19 protein-coding genes are annotated in these 14,204 nt (G+C 61.3%); 10 read left to right on the top strand and 9 right to left on the bottom strand.

Annotated features, from left to right (window positions below):
• The first annotated feature begins 80 nt into the window (after nucleotides 1-80).
• The gene (locus IE266_RS23270; RefSeq protein ID WP_189682537.1) at nucleotides 81-968 is read left to right on the top strand and encodes an ArdC family protein; all 888 of its coding nucleotides are present in this window, start codon (nucleotides 81-83) and stop codon (nucleotides 966-968) included.
• Between the two features lie 87 nt (nucleotides 969-1,055).
• Here the strand turns inward: IE266_RS23270 and IE266_RS23265 are convergent, their stop codons facing one another.
• The 3 genes from IE266_RS23265 to IE266_RS23255 form a co-directional block, all read right to left on the bottom strand.
• Nucleotides 1,056-2,294: a type II toxin-antitoxin system HipA family toxin gene (locus IE266_RS23265; RefSeq protein ID WP_229864415.1), complete on the bottom strand. Its 1,239-nt coding sequence runs from the start codon at nucleotides 2,292-2,294 to the stop codon at nucleotides 1,056-1,058.
• A 31-nt stretch (nucleotides 2,295-2,325) separates the two neighbouring features.
• On the bottom strand, nucleotides 2,326-2,667 hold the full coding sequence (locus IE266_RS23260; RefSeq protein WP_189682534.1) for a helix-turn-helix domain-containing protein: 342 nt from the start codon (nucleotides 2,665-2,667) through the stop codon (nucleotides 2,326-2,328).
• A gap of 143 nt (nucleotides 2,668-2,810) precedes the next feature.
• The gene (locus tag IE266_RS23255; protein WP_189682533.1) at nucleotides 2,811-3,152 is read right to left on the bottom strand and encodes a phosphotyrosine protein phosphatase; all 342 of its coding nucleotides are present in this window, start codon (nucleotides 3,150-3,152) and stop codon (nucleotides 2,811-2,813) included.
• 254 nt (nucleotides 3,153-3,406) lie between these two features.
• Between IE266_RS23255 and IE266_RS23250 the strand changes: the two genes are divergently transcribed.
• The 5 genes from IE266_RS23250 to IE266_RS23230 all read left to right on the top strand — a co-directional run bounded on the left by IE266_RS23250 (nucleotide 3,407) and on the right by IE266_RS23230 (nucleotide 5,800).
• A complete protein-coding gene (locus IE266_RS23250; RefSeq protein WP_189682532.1) occupies nucleotides 3,407-3,811 on the top strand; it encodes a DUF2958 domain-containing protein in 405 nt (134 codons plus the stop codon).
• Nucleotides 3,808-4,119, top strand: coding sequence for a hypothetical protein (locus tag IE266_RS23245; protein WP_189682531.1), 312 nt, complete (start codon nucleotides 3,808-3,810; stop codon nucleotides 4,117-4,119). The genes IE266_RS23250 and IE266_RS23245 overlap by 4 nt, the downstream gene beginning before the upstream one ends.
• Nucleotides 4,120-4,402: 283 nt before the next feature.
• Nucleotides 4,403-4,768: a phosphoglycerate kinase gene (locus tag IE266_RS23240; RefSeq protein WP_189682530.1), complete on the top strand. Its 366-nt coding sequence runs from the start codon at nucleotides 4,403-4,405 to the stop codon at nucleotides 4,766-4,768.
• 97 nt (nucleotides 4,769-4,865) lie between these two features.
• Nucleotides 4,866-5,114, top strand: a complete 249-nt coding sequence (locus tag IE266_RS23235; RefSeq protein ID WP_189682529.1) for a hypothetical protein — start codon at nucleotides 4,866-4,868, stop codon at nucleotides 5,112-5,114.
• 437 nt (nucleotides 5,115-5,551) lie between these two features.
• A complete protein-coding gene (locus IE266_RS23230; protein ID WP_189682528.1) occupies nucleotides 5,552-5,800 on the top strand; it encodes a hypothetical protein in 249 nt (82 codons plus the stop codon).
• Nucleotides 5,801-5,843: 43 nt separating this feature from the next.
• Here the strand turns inward: IE266_RS23230 and IE266_RS23225 are convergent, their stop codons facing one another.
• From IE266_RS23225 to IE266_RS23200, 6 genes are all read right to left on the bottom strand, one after another.
• The gene (locus IE266_RS23225) at nucleotides 5,844-6,104 is read right to left on the bottom strand and encodes a hypothetical protein (protein WP_189682527.1); all 261 of its coding nucleotides are present in this window, start codon (nucleotides 6,102-6,104) and stop codon (nucleotides 5,844-5,846) included.
• Between the two features lie 13 nt (nucleotides 6,105-6,117).
• On the bottom strand, nucleotides 6,118-6,678 hold the full coding sequence (locus tag IE266_RS23220; RefSeq protein ID WP_189682526.1) for a hypothetical protein: 561 nt from the start codon (nucleotides 6,676-6,678) through the stop codon (nucleotides 6,118-6,120).
• The gene (locus IE266_RS23215) at nucleotides 6,675-6,836 is read right to left on the bottom strand and encodes a hypothetical protein (protein ID WP_189682525.1); all 162 of its coding nucleotides are present in this window, start codon (nucleotides 6,834-6,836) and stop codon (nucleotides 6,675-6,677) included. Before IE266_RS23215 ends, IE266_RS23220 begins: the two co-directional genes overlap by 4 nt.
• A gap of 11 nt (nucleotides 6,837-6,847) precedes the next feature.
• Nucleotides 6,848-7,624, bottom strand: coding sequence for a vWA domain-containing protein (locus IE266_RS23210; RefSeq protein WP_189682524.1), 777 nt, complete (start codon nucleotides 7,622-7,624; stop codon nucleotides 6,848-6,850).
• 140 nt (nucleotides 7,625-7,764) lie between these two features.
• Nucleotides 7,765-8,259: a J domain-containing protein gene (locus IE266_RS23205; RefSeq protein ID WP_189682523.1), complete on the bottom strand. Its 495-nt coding sequence runs from the start codon at nucleotides 8,257-8,259 to the stop codon at nucleotides 7,765-7,767.
• Complete coding sequence (locus IE266_RS23200; RefSeq protein WP_189682522.1) at nucleotides 8,256-9,899, bottom strand: type IV secretory system conjugative DNA transfer family protein; 1,644 nt, start codon at nucleotides 9,897-9,899, stop codon at nucleotides 8,256-8,258. Before IE266_RS23200 ends, IE266_RS23205 begins: the two co-directional genes overlap by 4 nt.
• Nucleotides 9,900-10,033: 134 nt before the next feature.
• On the opposite strand from IE266_RS23200, the gene IE266_RS23195 reads away from it, so the two are divergent.
• The 4 genes from IE266_RS23195 (at nucleotide 10,034) to IE266_RS23180 (ending at nucleotide 13,647) form a co-directional block, all read left to right on the top strand.
• Nucleotides 10,034-10,756 (top strand): hypothetical protein, encoded by a 723-nt coding sequence (locus IE266_RS23195; protein WP_189682521.1) that lies wholly within the window; start codon nucleotides 10,034-10,036, stop codon nucleotides 10,754-10,756.
• Nucleotides 10,743-11,111, top strand: a complete 369-nt coding sequence (locus IE266_RS23190; protein ID WP_229864414.1) for an ankyrin repeat domain-containing protein — start codon at nucleotides 10,743-10,745, stop codon at nucleotides 11,109-11,111. The genes IE266_RS23195 and IE266_RS23190 overlap by 14 nt, the downstream gene beginning before the upstream one ends.
• Nucleotides 11,112-11,749: 638 nt before the next feature.
• Nucleotides 11,750-12,103, top strand: a complete 354-nt coding sequence (locus IE266_RS23185) for a plasmid mobilization protein (RefSeq protein ID WP_189682520.1) — start codon at nucleotides 11,750-11,752, stop codon at nucleotides 12,101-12,103.
• Nucleotides 12,100-13,647, top strand: coding sequence for a relaxase/mobilization nuclease domain-containing protein (locus IE266_RS23180; protein ID WP_189682519.1), 1,548 nt, complete (start codon nucleotides 12,100-12,102; stop codon nucleotides 13,645-13,647). The genes IE266_RS23185 and IE266_RS23180 overlap by 4 nt, the downstream gene beginning before the upstream one ends.
• Nucleotides 13,648-14,204: the final 557 nt, after the last annotated feature.

Here is a 14,204-nt window from a genome sequence, read left to right as displayed (position 1 = left end):
AGCAGGACTCGCACAGCCAGCTTCAACGCGGCAGGAGGGGATCGGCGTGGCGCTTACCCCACGACACACAGCGGCAGGACATCTACAGCCGCATCACCGATCAGATAATCGTCCATCTGGAGAAGGGCGTGAAACCCTGGACCCAGCCCTGGAAAGCCACCCATGCCGCCGGTCCCGTCACGCGGCCGCTCCGCTTCAACGGCGAGCCCTACAGCGGCATCAACATCCTGACCCTCTGGGCTTCGGCCATGGAGCGCAGCTTTGCCGCCCCGATCTGGATGACCTTCCGGCAGGCCCGCGAGCTTGGTGGCCATGTCCGCAAGGGCGAGAAGGGCTCTCCCGTCGTCTACGCCAACACCATCCAGCGCACCGAACTGGACGAGAAGTCCGGCGACGAGCTCGATGTCACCATCCCCTTCATGAAAGGCTACACCGTCTTCAACGTCGACCAGATCGAAGACCTGCCCGTGCACTACTACGCCATCGCCGACGGCACCGTGAATCCCGACGAGCGTGATGCCCGTGCCGAGGCATTCTTCGCTTCCACCGGTGCGCGCATCCTGAACGGCGGCAATGCCGCCTTCTACCGTCCGGCATCCGACCACATCCAGATGCCTATGTTCGAGGCCTTCTTCGATGCGCAGGGCTACTACGCCACGCTCGCCCATGAGAGCATCCATTGGACTCGCCACCCGTCACGGCTCGACCGGAGCTTCGAGCAGCAGCGCTTCGGCGATGTCGGCTATGCCAAGGAAGAGCTCGTTGCCGAACTGGGCGCGGCGTTCCTGTCCGCCGATCTCGGGCTGAATCTCGAAGACCGTCAGGATCATGCCGCCTATATCGACTCCTGGCTGAAAGTGCTGCGCGATGACAAGCGCGCCATCTTCGCCGCTGCCGCTCATGCGCAGCGTGCGGCTGATTTCCTGCACCAGCTGCAGCCTGCCGTGCAACTCGAAGCGGCCGAGTGAGGCCGCTTCCTGCGGTCGCCTTGATTGTCAGGGCGACCGCTTTCTGACTTTCGCGCATCGCAGGTGCGAGAAAGTTAGGAGCATCTCTCAGGCTTGCTGAATGTCCAGCCGGAATCCCGGATAGGCGAAGGCGGATTTGATGATTGCGCAATCCTGATCGGTGACGCCCTCGCGGCGGGCGGTCTCGTACCAGGTCGCCTTTACCTGCTCTTCCATGCCATCGATGATCGCTTCCGCTTCCTCGCGCTGGAGGTGAAAACGCGCGCACTGCGACAGGATGTTCGTCGCGTTGGCATAGCGGCCGAGATCGCCGCAGGTCATGGCAAGGTCGCGCCGCTCGATGCTGACCGGCATCGAGGGCGTCAGGTCGTAGGCCGGTGACAGCTTCCAGTCCTTGTCATGGGCGATGGCCGCATGGTTGCGGGGGTGATCGTCGGTGTTCGAGATCAGCGCGTTGAAGACCATGCGCCTGAACAGTTCGGCGGCATCCTCTTTGGGGCGGGCGCTGATGCGGCGCAGTTCTTCTGCCAGCAGCACATATGACCAGCGGTCGCGGTGCTGATGCGTGTCCTCCGTGCGCAGGATCGTCAGCCCGCTCATCATGCGGGTGCGCAGATATCCTTTCTCTGTGCGCTCGCGGTCGAAGCGCTTGACCAGCAGCACATCGCGGTCGCCGACCGTCGTGATCCGGCTTTGCGCGGTATGGATGCCGCAGGCTCTGGCGAGTTCCAGCATCGCGTGCTCGACGCGGGCATAGTTCCACTTGTCATCCGGCCTGTTGAATTTTGCGATCCAGAGTCCGTCTTCGTCCTCGACAACGGCTTTCGGGCGCGCGCCGCCCATCGACGTGCCGACCAGCATCAGATCATGGACCTGTCCTGTCTCCGGTTCGTCCGGCACATCTTCATTGGCGATGATCGCATCGGCGATGCCGATCAGCTTGTTCAGATCGAGCGTCCTGTTGAAGCGGCGCTGCGGGGCGGGGGGCTTGGGGCCGAGCCCGAAGCCCAATGCGCCCGCGCGGTCATCCGGTGCATAAAGCAGGTAGTCGATCTCGCCGAGCTGGGGCAGACCCGCGTGTTTTTCGATGACCCGGCGCCCCCAATAGTCCGGACCGGCATCGCGCAAAGCGCCGAACACGCCCTTGAGTGCCGTTGTCTGATAGGTGGTCGTTGCCAGCTTGAGCTCCAGCGGGTCGATCGGCACAGCATCGTGGTTGGAAAGGTAGCTCTTGCCGTAGACGAAACGGCCCACGGGCGTCCCGTCACGGTCCGGTTCCAGCACGAAGCGGCCCGCCGTCACGAATTCAGTCGTGCCGGGCAGCATGATGTAGACGAAGCACTCCGTTGCGCCGAACCTAGAAGTCATTGTCTAGCCCCTTGCCGGTACGGGCGCGCGTGCGGCTGTCGAGTTGGTCCAGGGCCAGGCCTTCGCTGTCGCCCAGCGGGTCTGCAAGGTCGCGGAATGGGCGCAGCAGATCGTATGTCCAGAGCAGGGCGGTATAGACGGCGATCCCCGTGCTCAGCTTGCCCTTCTCGGCATCCATGACGGCGCGGGGGCCGGTGCCGATCTTCTCGGCGACCTGCTCGATGGTCATGTTGCGGCGGAGCCGCGCAGTGCGCAGGTTCTTGCCCAGGCGGCTGATCGCCTGTTCGACCTCGTAGGGCGGGGCCTCAATGAGTAGATTCTTCTTTGCCATCTGCTTTAAAGCGCTTCTTATCTTTTTTTGACTGCTTTTTAAAGCATACGCTGACAAAGTCGGTTTGTCAAGGTCCATACCTTAAAGGGCGCATTATCGCCCATAGCATGCTCTTTAAAGCATGTGCGGATTGGATACAGTGACTATCGGACCTGCTGGCCTGTGCCGGAAATCCATCCTGCGCACTGCTGTTCGAGCAGCGCGATCAGCTCCGGTGCGTCGCGTCTGAACTTGTCCGGCACGTCGAGGCTGGCCATCGGCGTGTCGCCGAGGGCGTCTGCGAAGCGCTCGCGCACATGGTCGGCGTAGCCTTCTTCCATCGTCAGGATCAGGTCTGCCCAGTCTATCAGCTCGGCGGTCAGGGGCCGGAGCGCGTCGGCGCCGATACCGGCGGACAGCGTTTCGATACCGGGGTGGTTAGCGAAGTGCCGTTCCGCCGTCGGGCTTCTGATCAAATTGCTGGAACAGATGAACAGGACGCGCATGTCTGCTTATCGCTGATCCGCTTCGTTGCGGGAAGGGCAGTGGTGGGTCGGGGTGATTTCTGATGCCGCTCCCCTTGCCCGGTTTCCTCAATCTTTGACGCTTTGTCTGGCCGAACGCGCCGTCCGGTCAACGGGCTGCCCGCACCACTCCTGCCCCCTGGCGCAGGACCGGGTTGCCCGTGTGACCGGTCGGCTTGTCCGTTCGGCCTGTCGTCTCCGCGTCTTGAGTAAAACCCCGAACAAAGGAGACGAACATGAAACTCTTGACCCAATCCATCCGCGACCAGCTTCTGCGCAACGGTCGCCTGCGTTTTACCGCCGACGAAGCCGGTGAGGACGCGCCCGACTTCCTGCCCGTCGTCAAGCTCTTCACGCCCGACGCCGGTTGCACCTGGCTGCTGACCGAACTCGACCCCGAAGACAACGATATCGCCTTCGGCCTCTGCGATCTCGGCCTTGGCTTCCCGGAGCTCGGTACGGTGCGGATTTCTGAACTGGAAGAGGTGAAGGGCTGTCTCGGCCTGCCGGTCGAGCGCGATCTTCACTTCACCCCGAAACACACCATCTCGATCTATGCCCGCGCGGCCTGGAATGCCGCCGGTATCACCGAGCGGCCGGATGCGCTCGCACAGGCCGCGTTCGCAGGAGGTGCGCTATGAGCAGCTGCGAACATTTCCGCGTGGACTGGCGCGGCATCATGATCGAAATCCGTTACGCGCCGAACTGGATGGATTTGTCGGAGGTCTACGGCTACCAGCTCGCCCATCTCGAAGTCGAAAGCATCGAGCCCGCAAGGGCCGTGCTGCCGATCACCGAGACAGGCTACCGCTCACACTTCATCGCGGACGCGGACATTCATGCCGCCGGTGGTCCCGTTGCCTTTATGCTGGATGCTATCGAGCAGGCTGCGAGCCATCCTGCGTGGAAGCGGCAGGAGGATGCCGCCCGCCAGTATTCACTGTTCTAACGAGAGGGCGCTTCGGCGCCCTTTCTTCTTCCTCGTTCCTGATACCGACGTTGCGACCCCGTTTTGCGCCGATGATCATTGCGGTGCATCTGCCCCCTGCCTCGCTTTCCATCGACGGGTTTCGTCCATCTGGATTGCCGCGACCGTGGCAGCGGTCGCACTGCCGTCAATGGCCTGCCCGCACCGCCCCTTCGGGCCGTGTTGGCCATGACCGCCGCGCTGTCCCCGCCGCCTTTTTCGGGCGCGTCCATCAGGACGTAACCCGCAACGAAAGGAAAAGACGATGGGACTTGATATGTACGCAAAAATCACTGCCGAAAAGCTCGACACCGAGGTCGATTTTACGGTCACCGAATCCACCGAAATCCACTACTGGCGCAAGCATCCCGACCTGCACGGCTGGATGGAGCAGCTCTACTTCGACAAGGGCGGTAGCGCCGACTGTTTCAACTGCGTCGGTGTGGTTCTGACCGCCTTCGATCTGGACCGCTTGGAGAAAGCGATCCATGCGAAGGAGCTACCCGATACCGCCGGTTTCTTCTTCGGCGACTCGGACGGCAGTGAGTGCGATGACGATCTTGCTTTTATCGCCAAGGCCCGTCAGGCGATCGTCGACGGCTACACGGTCTACTATGACTCGTGGTGGTGACCATTCCGGCCGGAGGCTCTGTCCTCCGGCCAGTTTCCCTAATTTTGCGTTCTTGGCCTCCGCGATGGTAAAATGACTCATTGAGGAGCAGACAATTATGGACGCCGAGAACGACAAGCTGAAAGATAAACTCCCGCAGGACTCCGACGAAACGTCAGAGCGTATTCCTTATTCGTATGATCAGGGCCGCTTTATCGGGCCGCACGAACAGCAATTGGCTCCCAAGCAGGCGTTCGACGAACACGCGTTCCTTCTGCGCGCAGCCGCTCGCGTTCGCGCCCGAAAGGCGCGAGACAAAGCCGAAAGATCACATGACAACGATCCGGGACGGGAGCTTGGCCGCTAGTCTTTCGGTGCTGCAACGTTTTCACTTCTTCGATCAGCTCCCCATCTTCATTAATCTCACTGAAGGTTTCTCACGCGCCAGGGCGGTGAGCCCGCTGCGAGCGACGACGGACGTCTGTGCCGACGGTCGCGCCGTGTCCAGAATTTCGGAATGCCGGTCTCATCTGTTGCGGCGGGCCGGCAGCGATTGGGTTTTGACGGGCAAGCGGCAGGGTGCGCGTCACTGCTGTCGCCGTTTCCCCTTTCGCTGCTGTTTCCCTCGAAGGTCACGCCAAACCTGACGGGGCGCGCCGTCCGGTCAATGGCTGCCCGCACCACCCTCCCGCCTGCGGCCTGAAGCCTTGGCGAAAGGCCGTGTTGTCCATTGACCCGCCGGCTTTGCCGCCCCGTTGGACGGAAGGCGTATCGAGGAAAACATCAACCGAAAAGGAGAATACCATGACGACTCGTAACAAAAACACCCGCCGCACCGAAGCTCGTGAAACCACACCGCCGAGCCTGATCGCCTACCATGTCAGCGAACGCGGCAAGAAGAAATTCTGGACCCGCATCGGCGCAGCCTGGGACCACGAAGACGCCCGCGGACTGACGCTGCAGCTCGAACTGCTTCCCGCCGGTGGCGGTCGCATCGTCCTTCGCGAACCCCGCGATGAAGATGGGGAAGTGATCGAAGAGGAGGGCGCGTAAGCGCCCTTCGCGAAAAACAGGGACGCGGGTGACCGCGTCCCTGTCAGCTATTTGCGGGCTTGGCTTTCGGCGGACGCCCGCGGCGCCGTTTCGGCTTGTCGATCTTCACGTTCAGGCCTTGCTCTTTGGCAAGGCGCTGAATCTGTTCAATCGCGTCCTGCTTGCGCTTGGCCGCGCGCTCTGCGAGCAGCGCGCCCGCTTCAGCTATCAGGTCCTGTAATTCCGCATCGGACCTGTCTTGCAGGCGGGGCGCACGCTCCTGCGATACGCCCCCGCCCGGGTCAATGATGATGTGGTTCGTCATATTTACTCCTTAGCTAGGATGGAAACGTCTTGTTTGCCTTTTCACACCAGAACCAACGCGGGGCTACTTTCTGTCCCATTTCCAGAAGCTTGAGGTCTTCGTTGTCATAGACAGGCGTGCGCGCGAGTTCTGCCGCCAGTTCACGCTGGTCGTGCATCGCCAGGCTCAGCATCGCGAGCAGATTGCGGATCGGCAGCTTGCTATCGCCCTTGTCTTCGCTGGTGAGATGGACAGCGAGTGCCCAGCAGGCTTCGAACAAGTCCATCATGGCCTTTCTTTCGGCCGCACCGCTGATCTTGCCGAACATGATGGTTTCAGGGCGGGAGCGCCGCAGCTGCGCAATGTCCACCATGTGATTGATGCCGACCTTTTTGCCGACGATAGTGTCGAGCGCTTCATTTACGATTGTCTCGATGCTCCAGAAGGTATTCGTTGGCTGGATATTCGCGGCAAGAAAGTCATACACGTCTTCATTCACGGACACGGTGATCTCGACGCGGCTCTGGTTGTGATAGGTCATCGGCTCCGGAATGGGGTACAAACCACGCTCGCGGGCTTTGGTCAGTCTTTTCATTTCACATTCCTTTCATCATCTTTGGTTTCGGGGTGGCCGTCTTCGGCGGGAAAATCATCGACGTGCCAGACGCCGCCGCCGGGGTCTTCGATGAATTGCTCACGCAGCTCGCGCTGGCGTTCGCGTTCCCGTTCATTCGGGATTTTGGGATTGGTCATGGTCTCTCCTTTCAGGGTTTGGGCGGCGGCAGCAGCAGTTGCCGCGCCTTGGCATTGGGCAGGCGCTTGAGCGCATCCTTCCCGCCTGCGGCCAGCAGCGCCGCCCCGCTGCAGAGGTCTGCCAGCGGCAGCTGATCGCCCAGTTTGATCGACCGGCCGCCGGTGGTTTCGGCGATGGCATTGAAGGCACTCCGCGCGACCGGATCGTCGCCTTCGTGGAAGCAGAAGACGCGGGTGCCGCGATCGCGCAGGTTCCATGACGGCATCAGCACGGCGGTGCTGCACTCTTCGAACGCGTCGCCGATCAGGATCAGCGCGTCGGCCTTTGTCTCGTCCTTCGCGAAAGCTTCGAGCGCCGGGATGAACTGCGTCAGGCCCTGGCGGCAGCGCACCGCTGCCATCTTCTTCGCGACCTGCAGCGCATCAGACTGCCAGCCATAATCGCTCAGCTTGCCGCCCCCGAATTCCAGCAGCCTCAGCTGCAGCGCTTTCAGGCCGGCGAGGTCCTTGAACATCCGCAGCTGAGCGGTCTGGGCCTGTTCCCAGCTGTGTTCACGGCTGCCGGTGGCATCGATGATCATGCCGATATGCACGGGGCGGCGCTGCGCCTTGAAGGCTGCCACGGCGCGCGTCAGCGCCGTGGTCTTGGTCGGTCTGATGATGGCAGGCAACATGGTCATCGTGCCTTCTTGTTCGGGGTTTCGTTCTGGTTGCTGCGCCAGCTGACGATCCTGTTCTTCATCGGCGGGAAGGTCGGCAGTGGCGGTTCCGTCCAACGTCGCCGCCATTGCGGGTTATGCTCGGGATCGCTCATCCGGGCGTAATCGGGTTTGCTGCGTTTCATGTCGGGCTCCTTCCACCGGAAGATTTTGTTCTGATGGGAAGAGCTTACGGACGCGGGTCACCCCGCGTCCTGAGCACAGACTGGTCACATGCGGCGGCGCGATTTCTTCAGAACATCGCGCGCGGCATTGATCTGCTTGGCCGCTTCTTCACTGCCGCCGGGGGCATCGGGATGCGCCGCCGCGATGGCCTGGCGATATGCCTTGCTCAGGGCGTCGTCGCTATAGCCCGCTTCGAGGCCGAGCAGCCGCATCGCGAATTCATGATCATCATCGCCGTCATCGTCGGCTTGATGGTCATCGGACTGATGATGCCGATGAACGTCATCATCATCGTGCTGATCATCAGCTTCGCTGCGGCGCATCTCGTTGGCCAGGAGTCGGACGAACAGAAGCCCGTCCGCCACCAGCCGGAACGGCAGCACGATGATCAGCACCGGCAGGCGCATCATCGTTTTGAGTGCCGTCCAGATCACGAGCACGATGAACCAGAGCAGATAGCCGATCCCCGTCAGCAGGATCGGGGCGATCTCGGCAAAGATCATCGAGATCAGCACCCAGCCAATCAGCAGCCAGATCATTTTGCACCGCCGATCAGTCCGGCATCCTGCAGGTAGGGAAGGCCGTAGATGAGCATCAGTCCGGTCATCGTCAGCGCGACTAGCGGGTGCGGGGCCATAAGGCAGACGAGCGCGTAATAGAGCCGCCCCCAGAATGAGCTGATGCCGTTGAACGGGCTGCGCTTTGGCATCTTGCCGTCATAGAACGGACCCGGATGGTAGCGGCCTTGCAGCGCGGGCCGGTTCCAGTACGCGACCTTCTTGAGTTTCATTGGCCACAGATTGCCCAGCAGCACGATCTGCACATCGTCTTTGGTGCGCAGCAGTTCTTCAGCCATCAGCAGCGGCCGCGCGGTATGCGACACCGACCGCTCGCCGCGCGCATTCACGGTCTCAGTCGCGACCGTGCTCTGGCCGATCATGTCGCGCGTGTACTGCGCTGTCTGCAGGTCGCTGACGCCGAGTATCTGCATCAGCGCGCAGTTGCTGATGATCGTCTGCCAGTTCGCGCCGTAGAGCTCGACCACCTGGCCGATATTCTGCCAGATCGTCCAGACACGGACCTTGTACTTGCGCAGCGTCGCCAGCCAGTTCGGCAGCCGCGCGATCTTGCCGAGCGCCGCCGCTTCATCGATCAGGAAGGTCACCGGTTCGGGCGCATAGGGCTCGCGCTGCAATGTGAGGATCGCGCAGGCCATCGCCAGCCGCGTGATCGCCGCATGGCTCTCGATATATTCCAGCGGCATGACGACGCTGATGATGCAGCCCTTTACGGAATTGCCGCGCGCCTTCAACTTCCGGAATTCGACATCATTCCGCGACAGGTTTTGCCGCACGAGCGGATCGGCAAGGAAGGCGAGGTCCTGCTGGATCGTCGACATGATCGCCGAGAACTCTTCGGGCGCCGTAGCCTCGATGCGCGAAAGTTTATCAGCTTCGAATTTCGCCAGATGGCCGCAGGCCGGATTGGCTTTCATGGCGCGCAGCAGCGCGTTCCAATTGGCGATGCCCGCATAGGCGTATTCATAGAGCGTCGCGATGTTCTGACGGTGCGCCGGTTCTGCTGTCTTGATATGGACAAGCATTGCCCGCTTGGCGCTCGTTGCCGCGTCTTTGAAGTAGCCGGAGCTGCCGCTTTCCTTGCCCGTGCGCGGGGTTAGCATCTCTGCGAACAGCAGGGCATCGGCCGCAAAGGTCGCGCTGTTTGCATCAAGCAGCGCCAGCGGATTGAAGCCGTGCACCGGCAGCACCCAGGGCTTGTCCGTGTGCATCGCAAACGGATTGATGCAGGCGATCTCAAGCCGGTCCTTGCGCCACGCCTTGATCGCCGTGGCGGCGTTCTCGCCGCCGGGATCGACGACAAAGGCGCGCTTGAGCTTCAGCAGGTTCGGCAGGATCGCTGCCGTGCCCTTGCCGCAGCCGGTCATGCCGAAAGTGATCGCGTGCGCGCCCTGATAGTGGACGGCCAGACGGCCGGTCCAATCACCGACATACAGGCCGCGCTTCTTGAACAGCCCCTTGCGGAAGGCGGTGAACACACGGCACCAGGCAGCCGCGCCATGCGTGATCTTGCTGTTGTTCTCGAAGCGCCAGCACAGCAGCACCAGCGCCACGATGATTATAATCGCATAGGCGACATAGTCCGGTCTGATCGCTTCCATTTGCGGGCGTCCTTGCTATTCTGGTCCGGCTCGCGCCGGCGCATTGCGCTGCCCACAAACCTGCCGTCCGCCCGCGCGGAATTCCTGAGCAAGGACTGGTCACGCTGCGCCGCGCTTATTGCGGAGACGCGCGCATGAACGAGACCGGCGGTCTCATCACGGTCAGCGAGGAAGAGCGCGCGCGTGTCCGCGCCGCGCTGCAGGGCTATATGCGCGCCCATCGCATCGGTGTGCCGACGCTCTGCGCGCTGGTCATCGACCGTGATCCACGACAGCGCGAGATGCCGCTCTCGACCTTGCAACGGTTCCTGCGCGGCAAACATCGGACGGGCGATGCCTATGTCACGCAGTGTGCGCAGTTTCTGGAGCGCGAAGGCTTCATGCTGGCCGAAGAGCGCGATCCGCTTGCCGATCTCGGCGGCGCGATGGCAGGCTTCTGGTCAGGGGCGGAGATCGATGCGTCTGTCTATGCGCCGCTGATCGGCAGCTATGTCCCTGTCGAAGGCAAGGACGGGGAGCAGGCAGACTACGTGCTCACCGTCAGTGAAGTGCCTGCCGAGCGCTACATGAAAGCGCACGAGCAGCGCGGCGGCATCGTGCCGGAGCTGCGCTACAACTTCGAAGGCGTGCTGGTGCGCGCAGGTGCTTTGATCCTGATCGCGATGCGGGAAACTCTCACCGGTCTGCCGCGCAGCTACTGGCTGGAACGTCTGTCTTCGCCGCCGCAGTACAGGGGCACCTATCTGCACGGGCACGTTACACAGGCCCTGTTCCGTGTCGAAGGCGATAACGGCACCTGCATAACGAGCGAACGCGTTATGATCGAATCCGGGAGGGGCGTCGGTGCTGTGGATTGAGGTCGATGCGCAGGGTCGTCCGAAGCTGGCCGACCGGCAGCGCTACGATGATGACGATCTGCTCGCCTGCACCTATCGTGGGGACACCGACAAGGTGTTGGCCGCGCTCGCTGCCGGTGCCGAGGTCGACATGGTCGATGCGCCGACGGGTCTGACTGCCCTGCACATCGCCGTCGGCACCAATAATCTGAAGCTGACCCGTGCTCTGGTGGAGCACTATCGGGCAGGCTTTTTCCCTGATCGGGCCGGACGCTGGCCGAGCCTGATCGCCATTGAATGTGACGTCGACGAGGAACTTGCCGACTATATCACAGAAGCAGAAGCGCGCTTCCTGGAACAGGAGCGCTCCGCATAATTTGGCGGTCTAATTGACGGGCCGGAGAGGATAAATCCGGTCGGGGAATTTGACCCAGCCGCAAAATTAGGGCAGTGTAAGCTGGCTCTGAGAGCCGGTTTGCGCGTAATGGTTAAGGTTTCCTTAATCCCCATGCCGCATACTGGTGAAAGAGAAGCTTAAGGGCGAATACAAGATGTGCGCGGGGTCCCCGCGCCATCTTGGCAAGGGTGTGCTCCGCCCCCCGTTGCATCCCCCAGGTCATCGTCTTTTGCCGGGCATCGAGCCCTGAAAAGACGATCGCAGCGCGCTCCTCCGCCATGCCGTCAGTTCACTGTGACCAGTTCATGACCTTGGCTGCGACCGCGCTGCTGCGCCACCTTCTCAGCTGACAGCTACAAACGATGGCGAGGGGAGATGTCTCTCTCCCCGCAATCCGGAAATTCACGCCGCTGCGTGAGGTTTCCGGTTGCCCCCATAGACCACCGTTTCGCCGCTGGAGGACGATCAGGAGACGGCGCTCTCCTGAACCATCGCGGAACGTTTGCCCGTTCCATCAGCACCGAGGGGCGCGCCCCTTGGAAACCCGCTCCGGCCCGTTTGGGACCGGGCCATGCCGCAAGCTGCCGCTTCGTGCATGGCGCAGAAAGAAGGACGACATGAGCAAAAGCGGCAGCGAGAAACGCCAGCGCGCGATCAGCCTGAAGGCGCGCTTTAACGATGCGGAGGCCGCCCTGATCAGGGACCAGGCCGCCCGCACCGGCGTTTCTGTGGCTGCGCTTATCCGCTTTGCCGTTCTGCACCAGCATCCGCCAAAATCATCCCGCATACCGCCGCTCGACCGCGAGGCCGCTGCGCAGATGATCGGCAAGCTCGGTCAGGTCGCGGGCGCGTTGCGCGCCGCCGCTGACCAGAGCGATGCGGTGCAGTGTGCTGCCATCATCGATGCCGCCCATCGCGATCTTGCCGACATGCGCGCCGCGCTCTTCGAGGCGCTTGGCAGGCTGCCATGATCCTCAAGGGCAGCCAGCGCGGCAACGGCAGCGATCTTGCCGTCCATCTCATGAATTCCTACGACAACGAACGCGTCGAGATCGCAGAAATTCACGGCGCGGTCGCCGATGATCTGTTCGGGGCCTTCGCCGAATTCGAGGCCGTTGCCTCCGGCACCAAAGCCTCGAAATACCTCTACAGCCTGTCGATCAATCCGCCGTCGCCGCTGACCCGAGAGCAGTACGGCGAGGCGATCGCGCTGATCGAGGAACGGCTCGGCCTGCAGGGGCAGCCGCGCGCTGTTGTCTTTCACGTCAAACCCGACGGGCAGGGCATCGGCCGCGAGCATTGTCATGTCGTCTGGTCGCGCATCGATGTCGACCGCATGAAGGCGGTTCATCTCTCGCACGACCGCTCACGGCTGATGGACTGCGCGGTGCAGCTTGCCCGGAAATTCGGGCTGGAGCTGCCGCCGGGTCTGAAGGCGTGGGAGGAGAATTCCCGCACCTTCGAGAAAGACAAGCTCGAACCCTCGCTCGCTGAAAAAGCCCAGGCCGAGAAGTCCGGCATCACGCCCGACGAGCGCCGCGATGCCATCACGCAAGCCTATGAGCAGTCTGATACTGCCGAGGCGTTCCGTGCTGCGCTGTCCGACCAGGGCTATGTCCTTGCGCGCGGTGACCGCCGCGCCTTTGTCGTTGTCGATGAGCAGTGCGATGTGCACAGCCTCACGCGCTACGTCAAAGGCCACAAGGCGAAGGACATCAAGGCGAAGCTCGCTGCCATCGAGCTCGATGATCTGCCGGATGTGGATGCGGCCAAGGAGCTGATCCACGAGCGGCAGCGGAATCAGTCGCAGCAGCAAGGCGAAGGTGATAGCGGCGACGTTGATGATGGCGCAATAGTTCGCCGTCGTAAGGAAATCGCGCGCGAGCTGCAGCGTCAGCATGAGCGGCGGCGGGCGACGCTGCGTGGTCAGACGCAGGAACTGCTGATCCGCCAGCAGCAGGAGCGCATGGCGCTTCATGCTGCCCAGGCCAGGGAGAAGTCAGGGCTGCTCTTCCGCGCGCGCCGTGCCGTTGCCGATCTGATCGGTAAGACACCGGCGCTGCGCAGCATCCTTGCCCCGTTGCAGAAGCTGACCGGCCTCGATCCGCTGGAACGGCACACGCGCGAGGGCGAAGCGCTGGTGCGGCGCCATGAGCGCGAGAAGAAGTTGACGGAGCGGAAAGAGCGTTTCCTGGCGAGAATCGAGCAGCGGGAAGCAATGGCGATGGAGCGCAAGATCGCGGCGTTGGAGCGGGACGATCGGGCGCTGTCGTTGGAGAATTCAGGTACGGATCATCAGCTACATCAGGACGAGACGCCACAACGGCGTGCGTTCGAGCGTGGCAACCTGCAGGTGGAATTCAATAATGCTGGGGACTTCGTAGAAGGTGTTGATCGATCGGACTCAGATGATGGTAATGACTCACCGACAGATACGAGCGGCTATCAAGAGCGGCACAATTACAAGACCAATAGATCGAGAAAGAAGGGCTATAACCGAGATGATCTGCCATAGGGTCGATCTTGCATGTGATGCAGCACAAAACCTTTTTGACAATTGACATGATATTTGAATCGTTCATTATATTTCGAGATTAAATAAAAGAAAATTTTCATATTGCGCAGAGCGACGAGCATACTTTACGCCCCTTTTGTCACTGAAGACGAACTTTCAAAAGTCGTCTCGCAATTATTCTCTATGAACTTCACGTTATGCTTTCTTTCGATTACTACATTTCTTGTATTTGGCGCGCTGCCCACATTAGGAAGTGCTGCGAGCCTATGCTTGATGATGTGGTTGCCTATAGGGATGCTAATAAGGAAAAAGCTAGAAAGTATCCAGACAGTCGTTTCTTCTAAGAGTAACCGCTGGTCACTCGAACTCACAATAGTCGGAGTTATCAGCGGAATTCTTTTTGCAGCCATATGCGCCAAGTTGGATCAGTTGGTTCTGGGCACCCTCTCAGCCGTTGTTGCTTCACTGGCCGTATCATATTTCGTCACAATTTGGAACACGCTGGTAGTTCTCGTAATGGTCTCTTGGGGTGTTTTCGAAGGGCGCTTCGTCTACTT

The organism is Seohaeicola zhoushanensis (assembly GCF_014656415.1).
Lineage (GTDB): Bacteria > Pseudomonadota > Alphaproteobacteria > Rhodobacterales > Rhodobacteraceae > Seohaeicola_A > Seohaeicola_A zhoushanensis.
This window is presented reverse-complemented; position numbering and strand designations above follow the sequence as displayed.